This is a genomic window from Rossellomorea marisflavi, from assembly GCF_009806575.1.
Classification (GTDB): Bacteria; Bacillota; Bacilli; order Bacillales; family Bacillaceae_B; genus Rossellomorea; species Rossellomorea marisflavi_A.
In genome coordinates this window covers 4,110,787-4,124,868 of the sequence record NZ_CP047095.1, presented here as the reverse complement: position 1 = coordinate 4,124,868, position 14,082 = coordinate 4,110,787, and the positions used below count along the sequence as shown (strand labels likewise).

Below are 14,082 nucleotides of genomic sequence, written 5' to 3'. Positions count from 1 at the left end.
GGGTCACCCTGTGCATGGGAAAGTCCAGCACAGACTCTACATTCCACTGTCTGAAGGATGGACCTCAAGTTTCCAAACGCACATATCCAAACCGCTCCCACTTCTGAAACGTCCCTTTAATGGAAAACGGTACAGGGAATGCAAAGAGGGGGCCGTCGAAGACAAAGGAATGAAATTCACCGTTTTCTCCGCAGGGGTCCACATGTTCAGGCAGGTCTTGGAGGAAAGATTCATCATACTCCCTGCCTAAAAAGGAAGAATCAAGCTGCTCTTCATCCACACAGACGATGATGGCCCGGTAGCCGCGTTGGATGAAGCGCTTAGACAAGCTTTTCGTGTCCTCTCCCCATAAAGGGAAGACGGGCTGCAGTCCAGACGACTCCAGTTGCTTCTCCCTATAGTTCCGGATCTCGGCTAAGAAGAGGTCACCGAACGCCATCTCGGTGAAGCCCTCATGCAAAAGCCCATGGACGGCTGTGCCCATGGTCTCTTCGTATTGTTTATTGGACGGCGTATCTTCGAATAAAACGGGATATAGGGGGATGCCCAGGGCTTCAGCCTGGATCTTTACAAGCTCCAGGGGGACCTCGTGCATCATCATCGTGGAAGAGGCCTTTTGGAACGTGGTCAGTAGTCCATGAGCGGTTCCGATTTTGTCCAGCATCATCATGCTGTCGCGTCCCCCGCTCCAGGACAGGCATATTTTGGTCATGGGAATCATCCTTTTTCTTCCCAGTATATCAAACTCACCAGGTAAGGGAGGCACCGGAAATGCGTTTGACACCCCGGATGGAGGAAAGGTCCTCCACGAGCTTCAGCATGGCGAGATCTTTATGCTTTGCTTCCACCATGATGTCGATGTCCTGATCGAGCTCTTTCACCTGTTTCATGAAGCCCTCGACAAAGGATGAGTCGACGAGATCGGCATGGGAGCGGAACGCCTTCTCCGATCTTGGGGAAGAGACGTGGATTTTCGGTACTAAATCCCGGTGATGCCAGGTGTTGAAGATGTCCGGTAAAAGATCCTCGAGCGGCTGTTCACTTAGGTTCGCCTCGTGGTGATGGATATCGAGGACCATGGGGATGTGCGATTGTTTGCACGCAGCCAGCGTTTCGCCAGCGTCGTAGGTCTTGTCGTCATTCTCGAGCGTCATGACCCTGCGTGCTTCATCCGGGAGCGTTTTAAGGTTTTCATGGAACCGTTCCAAGGTTTTTTCCTTGTCCCCATAGGTCCCGCCGATGTGGATGTTGATGACGCCTTGATCCTCTATGCCCATGAGTTCCAACATCCGGTAGTGGTACATCATATCCTTGACCGCGTTTTCCGTTACATGGTCCCGGGGACTGGTGAAAAGGGTGTATTGGTTCGGATGGAAGCTTGCACGGATCCCGAATTTCCGGATCAGGTCTCCAAGTTCTTTCCATTCATTTTTAAACGGTGCGTGGAAGTCCCATTCCACCTCTGGATGGGTAGCGAGGGGTACGAGGGAACTCGAGAGCCGGTATACTTCGATTTCATGGGAGGCACAGAAGTAGAGGATCCGCTTCGTATGGTACAGGTTGAGTGCGGTCACTTCCTTCAATTTATCCATCCGTTCGGAGGCTGGAAGCTCCGTGTAGCGTTTGAATGTCATCGTTTTGGCTGGGCTTGCATCCCACAGGCTGAGGGAGTTGGCCACGAATCCGAAGCGTATCTTCATCAGGCGATCCCTCCTAGAGTAAGATTGATATGGCTCCGCCGATCTTTTCCTTGATCCTGGTCATGACGGATACGTTCGACAGGTCCTCTGCTGAAAGCAGGTCCGATTCCATCATATCCTTCGCGATCTCTTTTTTAAGCGTACCGATGAAGGCCTTATCGAAGATCAGATTGTTCAATTCCAAATTGATGAAAAAGCTCCGCTGATCAAAATTGGCCGTGCCGATATCGCAGAAGTGGTCATCGATGACAAGAATCTTCGCATGATAAAAGCCATTCAGAAATTGGTAAACCTTCGCACCTTTTGGGATAAGCTCCCTGAAATAAGGGAAGGCGGTCTCTTTGACGATCATATGGTCGGCATTGTCCGGGACGATGATGGACACATCAACGCCACGGTCGAGTGCGCGGCAAAGGGCATCCATCAAGATGGGAGTAGGGATGAAGTAGGGCGTCCCGATGATGATTTCTTCCTTGGCTTCGTCGATGAATTCCCGGAAGAAATCTTCGATGTTGACTCCTTCTGTAGGGAAGATCCGATGCTTGATCAGACCCTTCTCCGGTTCAGGGAAGTATTTCGGATCATCCTCGATCTGCTTTCGGGAGCCACGGTACCAATCAATGGTGAACTCCGTCTGCAGATCATGCACGCCCTCACCTACGATCCTCAGATGATAATCCCTCCAAGGAGAAAGCTCTGGCTTGTCGTTCTCATCGATGTACTCTTTCCCGACATTGTAGCCACCCATGTAGGCAATGACCCCGTCGATGACGGTGATCTTCCGGTGGTTCCGCTGTTGGGAGGAGAAGAAGAGGTAGGGGAGCCTTACTTTCTGTGTAAAGGCAACCTCCACGCCAGCATCTTTCATTTCCCTGACCTTTGATTTAGAAACGCTGAAGCTCCCGAGTTGATCCATGAGGAGTCGCACTTCCAGACCTTCCCTTGCCTTTTCCATGAGCAGGTCCATGAACCGGAAGCCGAGATGGTCATCCTGGACAATATAGAAAAGCACATGGATCGACGAGGTCGCCATCTTCATTTCTTTGAACATCGTGTCAAAAAGATCCGGTCCCCTCGAAAAGAGCCGGATATCGCTCTCGCGTACCGTGTAATCGCGTTTCATGCGCGTCCGGATGAAATGTTGTCTTCCCAGTTTAAAATCGACTGCCACCCAGGCAGCCGCAATGAATAGTATTCCAATGATTATGATCCACCACATCTACATCACTCTCTCATTCGAGTTCTTATTAGTATGTCCGTACGAGGTATTTCCTTTGCATCCTTTCTTCTTTTCCCTTTCGTATGACGGTGGAAACCTGGCGGGGATGGATCCTGCAACGAAGGAAATGAAAAGGTTTTCAAAAATAAAGAAAAATCATTGACTGAATGCTCATTCATTATATAATGGAGGTAAGGATTATTCAGAATATTTATTTGGTTTGAAAAGTTCGCGCGGAACTGGACCAAAGAAGGGGGAGGGTTTGTTCCATGAACGGATTATTGATCGTGAACTGGATTGCATTCATCTTGGTGACTGTCTACGCAATCAGTTTGTTCGTCTATGTAGTGAAAACAAGAATAGAATTCATCAAGCTCGGAAAGAAAGTAGAGTTCGATCAACGTTTCAAAGAGCGTTTCCAGAAGATCCTGGTGAATGTATTCGGTCAAAAAAAGCTACTAAAGGATAAAAAGAGCGGGATCATCCATGTGATGTTCTTTTATGGATTCATCCTTGTGCAATTCGGTGCCATTGATTTCATCGTGAAGGGCTTAGCACCGGGCAGTCATCTGCCGCTTGGTCCGTTGTATCCCGGCTTTACTTTCTTCCAGGAGATCGTCACGCTGATGATCCTGGTCGCCGTCGTATGGGCCTTCCATCGCCGGTATGTGGAGAAACTTGTGCGTTTGAAGCGTGGATTCAAGTCCGGCCTCGTGCTCCTGTTCATCGGGGGTCTCATGCTGTCAGTCCTTGTCGGGAACGGCATGAGCCTGATCTGGCACGCTGAAGAACTTTCATGGACGGAGCCGGTTGCATCCCTCATTGGGGGAGCGCTTGGTGGAATCGGGGAAACGGCCTCTGTCGCGATCTTCTACGTCGCCTGGTGGATTCACCTTTTGTTCCTTCTCGCATTCCTTGTGTACGTGCCTCAATCCAAGCACGCTCACTTGATTGCAGGACCGGCCAATGTGTACTTCAACCGTCTTGATCCACCCGGCAAGCTGAAAGCCATCGATTTTGAAGATGAAACGGTCGAAAGCTATGGTGTTGGGAAGATCGAAGAGTTCACCCAGACGCAGATGATCGATTTTTATGCGTGTGTGGAGTGTGGACGATGTACGAATATGTGTCCTGCGACGGGTACAGGTAAGATGCTCTCGCCGATGGATCTCATCGTGAAGCTGCGTGACAACCTGACGAATCACGGGGCTGCAGTCACGCAGAAAAAACCGTGGGTCCCGACATTTGCCTTCAATCATACGAAGGGGAACCAGCTAGCCATGGCAGGGGCGACTGCTGCCGCAGAAGAAGCGGCTTCGGCATCTGCCTACAGCCCCAGCCTCATCGGGGATGTCATCACGGAAGAAGAGATCTGGGCATGTACGACCTGCCGTAACTGTGAAGACCAATGCCCGGTCATGAATGAGCACGTCGATAAGATCATCGACCTCCGTCGCTATCTTGTCCTGACGGAAGGAAAGATGGATTCCGACGCCCAGCGTGCGATGCAGAACATCGAGCGCCAGGGGAATCCGTGGGGTCTTAACCGGAAGGAACGTGAGAACTGGCGTGAAGCTCGCGAAGATGTTCACATCCCGACGGTCAAGGAACTGAAGAAGGCCGGCGAAGAGTTCGAATTCCTCTTCTGGGTCGGAAGCATGGGTTCATTCGATAACCGCAGTCAAAAGATCGCCCTTTCCTTCGCCAAGCTGATGAATGAAGCGGGTGTGAAATTCGCCATCCTCGGTAACAAGGAGAAGAACTCCGGTGACACGCCTCGCCGCCTCGGGAATGAATTCCTGTTCCAGGAGCTTGCAGGCCAGAATATCGCAGAGTTCGAGAAGAACGACGTGAAGAAGATCGTGACCATCGATCCGCATGCATACAACATCTTTAAGAATGAGTACCCGGACTTCGGGCTCGAAGCGGAAGTCTATCACCATACAGAACTCCTGTACGAACTGGTGAGGGATGGCAGGTTGAAGCCAACGTATGAAGTGAGGGAAACGATCACCTTCCATGACTCCTGCTACCTCGGGCGCTACAATGAAGTATATGATCCGCCGCGTGAGATCCTCAAAGCCATTTCCGGCGTGACGTTGGTTGAAATGGACCGGAATCGTGAAAAAGGCATGTGCTGCGGAGCCGGTGGCGGACTCATGTGGATGGAGGAAGACGCAGGGCACCGCGTGAACGTATCGCGTACAGAGCAGGCGCTTGCTGTCGCACCTTCTGTCATCTCTTCCGGCTGTCCATATTGCCTCACCATGCTGTCTGATGGGACGAAGGCAAAGGAAGTGGAAGAAACGGTATCGACCCTGGATGTAGCAGAACTGCTTGAGAAAGCCGTTTGTGGAAGCGGTCCGGATCAAGCCGCCTCTTAATCTAGTAAAAAAGGTTTGAAAAGGAATTAATTTCAAGTACAATGAAGAAGGAGGGACGTTTTCAGTCCCTCTTCATTTGGTCAGTTGGTGAGCGAGCGTTCAGTCGTCAGCTTTTTTATTTCAACAATATTGTAAGCGTATACAAAAAAGAGAGGGAGCGATGGAGATGGGCAGAACAGTCATAGTGGAAGGGGCAAGGACCCCGTTCGGTAAATTCGGGGGCGGATTGAGCGGTTTTACGGCTTCGGAACTCGGTGGATTGGCCGTCAAGGAAGCACTGGAGCGCTCCGGGGTCAGTCCGGCAGACGTCGAAGAAGTGATCCTCGGCAGCGTACTCCAGGGAGGGCAGGGTCAGATCCCTTCCCGACAGGCGGCGAGGCATGCCGGACTTCCGTGGGAGGTCAGGACCGAGACGATCAATAAGGTGTGCGCATCCGGAATGAGGAGTGTGACGTTCGGTGATCAGATCATCCGTGCCGGGGACGGGGAAGTCATCGTCGCAGGCGGGATGGAATCCATGTCCAACGCTCCCTACCTTCTCCCGAAAGCACGCTGGGGCTATAAGATGGGTGACTCGAGCGTGAAGGATCTCATGGTCCATGACGGTCTGACCTGCAGCTTCAATGGGGTCCACATGGGTACCTACGGAAATTCAACCGCAAAGGAATTCGATCTCTCAAGGGAAGAACAGGACGAGTGGGCGCTGCGCAGTCATCAGCGAGCCGTGGAAGCTTCTGGACTGCTGTCGGAAGAAATCGTACCGGTCTCCGTTCCGCAGAGAAGGGGAGAGCCATTGGTGATCTCTCAGGATGAAGCACCGAGAAAGAGTACGTCCCTCGAGGCGCTATCGAAGCTTTCACCGGTGTTCGATCACGATGGGAGCATCACGGCGGGAAATGCGCCGGGAGTCAACGACGGAGCATGCGCCATGGTCCTGATGAGCGAAGAGCGGGCCGGGAAAGAAGGGAAGGAACCCCTTGCCACGATCATCGGCTCCCATGCCGTAGCCGTGGAGGCAAAGGATTTCCCTCAAACTCCGGGACTCGTCATCAACGGGCTGCTTGAGAAAACAGGCAAGAGATTGGAAGAGATCGATTTGTTCGAAATCAATGAAGCATTTGCGGCAGTGGCATTGACCAGCGCCAAGATCGCCGGTCTTGATAAAGAAAAAGTGAATGTCAATGGAGGGGCAGTAGCCCTCGGTCATCCGATCGGGGCCAGCGGAGCCAGGATCATCCTGACCCTTGCATATGAACTGAGAAGACGTGGAGGCGGAATCGGGATTGCTTCCATCTGCAGTGGAGGCGGCCAGGGAGATGCCGTCATGATTGAGGTACCGAAGAAGTGAGGAAATCCAAAAAGGGGGAAATGAGTGTGTCGATTCAAAAGGTAATGGTAATCGGAGCGGGTCAAATGGGATCAGGAATCGCCCAGGTATGTGCCCAGGCAGGATATGACGTGACACTGAACGATTTGAAAGGGGAATTCGTCGAGAGGGGTCTATCATCCATCGAGAAGAATCTCGCTCGCGCCGTAGAGAAGGGCAGGATGTCTGCGGATGAGAAAGATCAGACGACAGGAAGACTGAGTTCCTCCACAGACCTACAAGATGCCAAAGGGGTGGACCTTATAATCGAGGCGGCTGTTGAGAACATGGACATCAAGAAGACGATCTTCGCTCAGCTGGATGAAATTGCGCCGGAGCATACGATCCTTGCGACGAATACATCATCCCTTCCCATCACCGAGATTGCTGCTGCGACCAATCGTCCTCAACAGGTGATCGGGATGCACTTCATGAACCCCGTGCCGGTCATGAAGCTCGTTGAGATCATCAGGGGTCTGGCCACGTCAGACGAAGTGTATGCAGCCATCGAAGACATGACGAACAAGCTCCAGAAGACGCCGGTTGAAGTGGAAGACTTCCCAGGGTTCGTGGCAAACCGGATCCTCATGCCCATGATCAATGAGGCGGTCTACACCTTGTATGAAGGGGTCGCAAGCAAGGAAGACATCGACAGTGTGATGAAGCTCGGAATGAATCACCCGATGGGCCCGCTTACGTTGGCAGACTTCATCGGACTCGATACATGCCTGTACATCATGGAAACACTCCATGAAGGGTTCGGCGACGACAAGTACCGTCCATGTCCGCTGCTTAGGAAATATGTCAAGGCAGGCTGGCTTGGACGCAAGACAGGAAGAGGCTTCTACGAATATTGAGTCCCATAGGCCATACAACAGGGAGGAATGAAGCATGGAACTTCGTTTCACAGAAGAGCAGAAGATGATGAGGAAGATGGTAAGGGACTTTGCTGATTCTGAGATCAGTCCATTCATCGAGAGGATGGAAGCTGGGGAGTTTCCCCGGGAGATCCTGAACAAGATGGCAGAAATCGGGTTGATGGGGATCACGATTCCTGAAGAGTATGGAGGCGCAGGGATGGATTTCACCTCTTATATCATCGCCATCCATGAGCTGTCGAGGGTGAGCGCCACAATCGGGGTCATCCTGTCGGTCCATACGTCGGTCGGCACGAATCCGATCCTCTATTTCGGTACGGAAGAACAGAAACAAACCTATATCCCGAAGCTTGCCAGCGGGGAATACCTGGGTGCATTCTGCCTGACGGAGCCGAGTGCGGGATCCGATGCAAAGAGCTTGAAAACGAAGGCTGAAGACCGGGGTGATCACTTTGTGTTGAACGGCTCCAAGGTCTTCATCACGAATGGCGGGGAAGCGGATACGTACATCGTGTTCGCCGTGACGGATCCCGATATGGGAAGCCGCGGCGTCTCGGCCTTTATCGTCGAGAAAGGGACGGAAGGGCTCGTGATCGGGAAGGACGAACATAAGATGGGGCTCCACGGATCACGGACGGTCCAGCTAACGTTTGAAGACATGAAGGTACCTGCCGGGAATCTTCTCGGCAAGCGCGGGGACGGATTCAGGATCGCCATGAACAACCTTGATGTCGGCCGCATCGGCATTGCGGCCCAGGCTCTTGGGATCGCTGAAGCCGCGTTCGATTTCTCAACGGCTTACGCTAAAGAGCGCGCGCAGTTCGGGAAGCCGATCGCCGCCCAGCAGGGCATCGGTTTTAAGCTTGCCGATATGGCAACGGCCGTGGAAGCATCGAAGCTTCTTGTATACCGGGCGGCAGATCTCCGTTCGCGCGGAGTCTCCTGTGGCAAGGAAGCGAGCATGGCCAAGTTATTCGCCTCAAAAGCCGCCGTCGACGTTTCGACGGAAGCGATCCAGGTTTACGGAGGGTACGGCTATACGAAGGAATATCCCGTGGAGAGGCTCTTCCGGGATGCCAAAGTGACGGAAATCTACGAAGGTACGAGCGAGATCCAGCGGATGGTGATCGGGAAGCACCTGCTTGTTTAACAATCATGAGATGGGGGAACGAAGATGAATTTCAAATTATCCGAAGAGCATGAAATGATCCGGAAGATGGTCCGCGATTTTGCCAGAAACGAAGTGGCGCCGACGGCTGCTGAGAGAGATGAAGAAGAGCGCTTCGATATGGAGCTTTTCCATAAGATGGCCGAACTCGGACTGACGGGCATTCCCTGGCCGGAGGAATACGGCGGTATCGGAAGTGACTTCCTCGCCTATTGCATCGCAGTAGAAGAGCTCTCAAGGGTGTGCGCATCGATCGGGGTGACGCTCTCCGCCCATACGTCCCTTGCCGGCTGGCCGGTCTATAAATTCGGTACGGAAGAACAGAAACAGAAATATCTCCGGCCGATGGCACAAGGGGAGAAAATCGGGGCATACGGTCTCACGGAGCCGGCATCGGGATCAGATGCGGGCGGTATGAAGACGACTGCACGCCTTGATGGGGACCACTACGTGTTGAACGGCTCGAAGATCTTCATCACGAACGGCGGCATCGCCGATACCTACATCGTATTCGCCCTGACCGATCCATCACAGCGTCAGCGCGGGACGAGTGCCTTCATCGTCGAGAAGGATTTCCCAGGTTTCTCAGTAGGGAAAAAAGAGAAGAAGCTCGGAATCCGCTCTTCACCGACGACGGAAATCATCTTTGAAGACTGCAAAGTACCGAAGGAAAACCTTCTCGGAAAAGAAGGGGAAGGCTTCAAGATCGCCATGATGACCCTTGATGGAGGCAGGAACGGCATCGCAGCCCAGGCAGTGGGGATTGCCCAGGGTGCCCTCGATGCGTCCGTTGACTATGCGAAGGAAAGGGAACAGTTCGGGAAGCCGATTGCTGCGAATCAAGGAATTTCCTTCAAGATTGCTGATATGGCGACCAGCATCGAAGCATCCAGACTCCTGACCTATCAAGCAGCATGGCTCGAGTCGGAAGGCCTTCCATACGGGAAAGAATCGGCCATGTCAAAATTGATGGCAGGGGATACAGCCATGAAGGTGACGACAGAAGCCGTCCAGATCTTCGGTGGATACGGCTATACGAAAGACTACCCGGTGGAACGGTTCATGAGGGATGCGAAAATCACACAAATCTATGAGGGAACGCAGGAAATCCAACGCCTCGTCATCTCACGGATGGTAACGAAATAAAGAGAAACAAAGGGGTTAAGGGGTCATAAAGCACGGGAAGGCGGTCGATTGTAGTGAAAGACAAAAGAGAAGTCCATGCGTCGGTCAAGGATGAACGTTTGGTAGAGAAGAGGCGGGATCAAATGATCAAAGGGGCTGTCTCACTATTTAAACAAAAGGGGTTTCATCGCACCACGACAAGAGAGATTGCAAAGGCCGCCGGATTCAGTATCGGAACGCTCTATGAATATATACGGACAAAGGAAGATGTGCTGTATCTTGTCTGCGACAGGATCTATGAACAAGTAAGATTGGAGCTAGAAGAATTGGATGTGGGAGAAGGGACGATGGAGAGCCTGAAGCTTGGCATCGCCCATTACTTCCAGGTGATGGACCGGATGCAGGATGAGGTGCTTGTCATGTATCAGGAAGCGAAGTCGCTGTCGAAAGACGCCCTGCCGTACGTTTTGAAAAAAGAGATGGAAATGGTCGGCATGGTAGAAGGGCTCATCCAAAGCTGTGTAGACAGGGGACGACTGGATCTGGATTCAGAGCGGATCCATCTCCTTGCACAGAATGTCTTCGTCCAGGGGCAGATGTGGGGATTCCGCCGCTGGGCGCTCCAAAAGCGCTTTTCATTGGAAGACTATATGAATCTTCAAATCGATCTGCTGTTCGCAGGAGTCGTAGGATATGAGACACATGGAAGAACAGGGGGAGTCATATGAGCACGGTAGAGATCTATAAGCCAAAGCACCATGTCCGCTTCGTCACGGCATCGAGCCTGTTTGACGGACATGATGCGTCGATCAACATAATGCGGAGGATCATCCAGGCAAGCGGGGCGGAAGTCATCCATCTTGGGCATAACCGGTCCGTGGAAGAAGTCGTCAATGCAGCCATCCAAGAAGATGTTCAGGGTATCGCCATCTCCTCTTACCAGGGTGGACACGTCGAATATTTCAAATACATGTATGATCTTTTAAACGAGAGGGGTGCCGGCCATATCCGCATCTACGGTGGCGGTGGCGGCGTCATAATCCCGAAGGAGATCAAGGAACTTCATGAGTACGGCATCGCCCGGATCTTCTCACCGGAAGACGGAAGGACACAGGGCCTTCAAGGGATGATCAACCGGATGATCGAGGAATGCGACTACCCGACGATCAAAGGGACGGAAAGTAAGGAAGTGGAAAATCTCGCAGGTGGGAGCGTCAATGCGATCTCCAGGTTGATTTCACTCGCTGAGTACCAGGTCGGTGCCAAAGAGGAAGTGGCAGCAGCTGCTCAATCGGTCTTCACGGAAATCAAAGGTCTCGCATGCAAAGTACCGGTCCTTGGAATCACGGGAACGGGGGGAGCCGGAAAAAGTTCCCTCACGGATGAACTGATCCGCCGCTTCCTGAACGAACTGCCAGAGAAGAAGATCGCGGTCTTGTCCATCGATCCGACGAAACAGAAGACAGGCGGGGCACTCCTAGGTGACAGGATCCGGATGAACGCCATCTTTAACCCGAGAGTGTACATGAGAAGTCTTGCCACGCGCGGTTCCAGGACCGAGCTTTCCCTCGCCATCCAAGACGCGATCAATGTCGTGAAAGCGGCAGGCTACGATCTTGTCGTGGTGGAAACGAGCGGTATCGGTCAGGGGGATGCGGAAATCGCAGAGATCTGTGATCTGTCCATGTATGTGATGACAAGCGAGTTCGGTGCACCATCACAGCTGGAAAAGATTGATATGATCGATTACGCGGACCTAATCGTCATCAACAAGTTCGAACGCAAAGGATCAGAAGATGCGCGGAGGCAGGTGCAAAAGCAGTATCAGCGGAGCCATCTATTATTCGATCAGGACCTCGATGAGATGCCGGTATACGGCACCATCGCAAGTCAGTTCAATGATCCCGGAACAAACGCCCTGTTTGCTGCTGTCGTCGATACCGTAAACGGCAAGATGAACCTCGGATGGGAAACAGGATTTTCGAAGAATGTGGACGTGGAAAAACAAAACGTCATCATCCCTAACGACCGCCGTTACTATTTGAGGGAAATCGCTGAAACGGTCCGGAATTATCACAGGAAAGCAGAGGAGCAGTCCGATCTTGCCCGCCGTCTCTTCCAGCTCGAAGGGGCCATTGAAGCCATCGGGGAACAAGGGGATGTCACGGCCTCCCTCACCACGTTGAAAGACGAAGTGGAAAAGAAACTGACGGAGCAATCGAAGGAGATCCTGGGAGGATGGGAGAACCTCAAGGAAACATACAGCAAAGACTCATTCGTCACGAAGGTCCGCGATCGTGAAATCGTGACTGAGCTCAAAACCAAAAGCTTATCCGGCCTGAGCATCCCGAAGGTCGCCCTCCCGAGATATAAGGATTACGGGCAGATCCTTGAATGGGTGTATAAAGAAAATGTACCGGGCTCGTTCCCGTACACGGCGGGTGTATTCCCGTTCAAGCGAAAAGGGGAAGATCCAAAGCGACAATTTGCAGGAGAAGGGACACCTGAACGGACGAACCGCCGTTTTCACTACCTGTCCAAAGATGATGACGCCAAGCGTCTCAGTACGGCATTCGATTCCGTCACCCTTTACGGGGAGGATCCCGATCACCGTCCCGATATCTATGGGAAAGTAGGGGAGAGCGGCGTCAGCATCTGTACCCTTGAAGATATGAAGAAGCTGTATGCAGGATTCGATCTTTGTGCCCCGTCCACATCGGTCTCCATGACAATCAACGGTCCGGCACCGATCATCCTTGCCATGTACATGAATACAGCCATCGATCAGCAGATCAAGATCAAAGAAGAAGAGCTTGGGCGCATCCTCACCGTCGAGGAGTATGCAAACGTCCGGGAAGAAACCTTGAGTGTCGTACGCGGCACCGTCCAGGCGGATATCCTGAAGGAAGACCAGGGGCAGAATACATGTATCTTCTCCACGGAGTTCGCCCTCAGGATGATGGGGGATATCCAGCAGTACTTCATCGATCATAAGGTGAGGAACTATTATTCTGTTTCCATCTCCGGCTATCATATCGCCGAAGCGGGAGCGAATCCGATTTCGCAGCTTGCCTTCACCCTCGCCAATGGATTCACGTATGTCGAGTACTACCTCAGCAGGGGAATGGATATCAATGCATTTGCACCGAATCTTTCCTTCTTCTTCTCCAACGGATTGGATCCTGAGTATACGGTCATCGGCCGTGTGGCAAGACGGATCTGGTCGACGGTCATGAGGGATAAATACGGAGCGAACGAGCGCAGCCAGAAGCTGAAGTATCACATTCAGACGTCAGGAAGGTCGCTTCACGCACAGGAGATCGACTTCAATGATATCCGCACGACCTTACAGGCGCTCATGGCCCTCCAGGATAACTGTAACTCCCTTCATACCAACGCGTATGATGAAGCCATCACGACGCCTACGGAGGAATCGGTCCGCCGGGCCATGGCGATCCAGATGATCATCACGAAGGAGCACGGTCTCTCGAAGAATGAAAATCCACTTCAGGGAGCCTTCATCGTGGAGGAGCTGACGGATCTGGTCGAGGAAATGGTGCTCGCAGAGTTCGACCGCATCAATGATCGCGGGGGCGTCCTAGGAGCCATGGAAACCCAGTATCAGCGCGGTAAGATCCAGGAAGAGTCCATGTTCTATGAAATGAAGAAGCATTCCGGTGAGCTTCCGATCGTCGGAGTGAACACGTATCTCAATCCGAATCCTCCTTCTGAAGAGGATGTGGACGGGATGGAACTTGCCCGTGCAACCAAGGAAGAGAAAGAAACCCAGATTCGCAATCTCAAAGCGTTCCAGCAGGGCCATGGCGACAAGACGGAAGAAGCGCTCAAGCGCTTGAAGATGTCTGCCGTTGAAGGCGGGAATATTTTCGAAGAGCTGATGGAGACGGTCAAAGTGGCGAGCCTCGGTCAAATTACAAGGGCCCTTTATGAAGTCGGCGGGCAATACCGCCGAAATATGTAAAAACGTATGCATCCGAACGGCTGCGTCCATCTCACCCGGGCGCAGAGTTCGGTTTTTTTATCCTTTGGGGAATGAGTGCTTGCCATCTTTCTTTAGAAACTATAAGATGAGCGTATTCCCATGAATCGGTCATGAAGCTGACAGCCCTGACCTTCCGAAGAAAATGTTCGGTAAAATCTAGATAATTCTAGCATAAAGACTTGTAATTTGTTTATAATGGTGAATATGGTCTAAACCTGATAATGGACAATTTTTGCCCT

At 52.2% G+C, this 14,082-nt stretch carries 10 protein-coding genes; 7 read left to right on the top strand and 3 right to left on the bottom strand.

The features are described 5' to 3' along the window. Nucleotides 1-64: 64 nt before the first annotated feature. Genes D5E69_RS21165 through cls form a run of 3 tightly spaced genes read right to left on the bottom strand, consistent with a single transcriptional unit; the run spans nucleotide 65 to nucleotide 2,919 of the window. A complete protein-coding gene (locus D5E69_RS21165) occupies nucleotides 65-712 on the bottom strand; it encodes a Dph6-related ATP pyrophosphatase (RefSeq protein ID WP_063191446.1) in 648 nt (215 codons plus the stop codon). A gap of 34 nt (nucleotides 713-746) precedes the next feature. Then, nucleotides 747-1,700, bottom strand: coding sequence for a UV DNA damage repair endonuclease UvsE (uvsE, locus tag D5E69_RS21160; protein WP_048004818.1), 954 nt, complete (start codon nucleotides 1,698-1,700; stop codon nucleotides 747-749). A 13-nt stretch (nucleotides 1,701-1,713) separates the two neighbouring features. Continuing rightward, entirely contained in the window at nucleotides 1,714-2,919 is a 1,206-nt protein-coding gene (gene cls, locus D5E69_RS21155; protein ID WP_159130223.1) for a cardiolipin synthase, read from the bottom strand. Between the two features lie 269 nt (nucleotides 2,920-3,188). On the opposite strand from cls, the gene D5E69_RS21150 reads away from it, so the two are divergent. The 7 genes from D5E69_RS21150 to icmF all read left to right on the top strand — a co-directional run bounded on the left by D5E69_RS21150 (nucleotide 3,189) and on the right by icmF (nucleotide 13,822). After that, a complete protein-coding gene (locus D5E69_RS21150; RefSeq protein ID WP_159130222.1) occupies nucleotides 3,189-5,303 on the top strand; it encodes a (Fe-S)-binding protein in 2,115 nt (704 codons plus the stop codon). A gap of 166 nt (nucleotides 5,304-5,469) precedes the next feature. Then, a complete protein-coding gene (locus D5E69_RS21145; RefSeq protein WP_048015006.1) occupies nucleotides 5,470-6,651 on the top strand; it encodes an acetyl-CoA C-acetyltransferase in 1,182 nt (393 codons plus the stop codon). A gap of 26 nt (nucleotides 6,652-6,677) precedes the next feature. Then, a complete protein-coding gene (locus D5E69_RS21140) occupies nucleotides 6,678-7,526 on the top strand; it encodes a 3-hydroxybutyryl-CoA dehydrogenase (RefSeq protein WP_048014299.1) in 849 nt (282 codons plus the stop codon). A 34-nt stretch (nucleotides 7,527-7,560) separates the two neighbouring features. After that, nucleotides 7,561-8,697 (top strand): acyl-CoA dehydrogenase, encoded by a 1,137-nt coding sequence (locus D5E69_RS21135; RefSeq protein WP_048014298.1) that lies wholly within the window; start codon nucleotides 7,561-7,563, stop codon nucleotides 8,695-8,697. Nucleotides 8,698-8,721: 24 nt separating this feature from the next. Beyond that, nucleotides 8,722-9,861 carry an acyl-CoA dehydrogenase gene (locus D5E69_RS21130; protein WP_048004823.1) on the top strand — a complete coding sequence of 380 codons (1,140 nt, stop codon included), beginning with the start codon at nucleotides 8,722-8,724 and terminating at the stop codon, nucleotides 9,859-9,861. A gap of 53 nt (nucleotides 9,862-9,914) precedes the next feature. Continuing rightward, nucleotides 9,915-10,568 (top strand): TetR/AcrR family transcriptional regulator, encoded by a 654-nt coding sequence (locus D5E69_RS21125; RefSeq protein ID WP_048014989.1) that lies wholly within the window; start codon nucleotides 9,915-9,917, stop codon nucleotides 10,566-10,568. Next, the gene (icmF, locus tag D5E69_RS21120) at nucleotides 10,565-13,822 is read left to right on the top strand and encodes a fused isobutyryl-CoA mutase/GTPase IcmF (RefSeq protein ID WP_159130221.1); all 3,258 of its coding nucleotides are present in this window, start codon (nucleotides 10,565-10,567) and stop codon (nucleotides 13,820-13,822) included. The genes D5E69_RS21125 and icmF overlap by 4 nt, the downstream gene beginning before the upstream one ends. Nucleotides 13,823-14,082 lie beyond the last annotated feature (260 nt).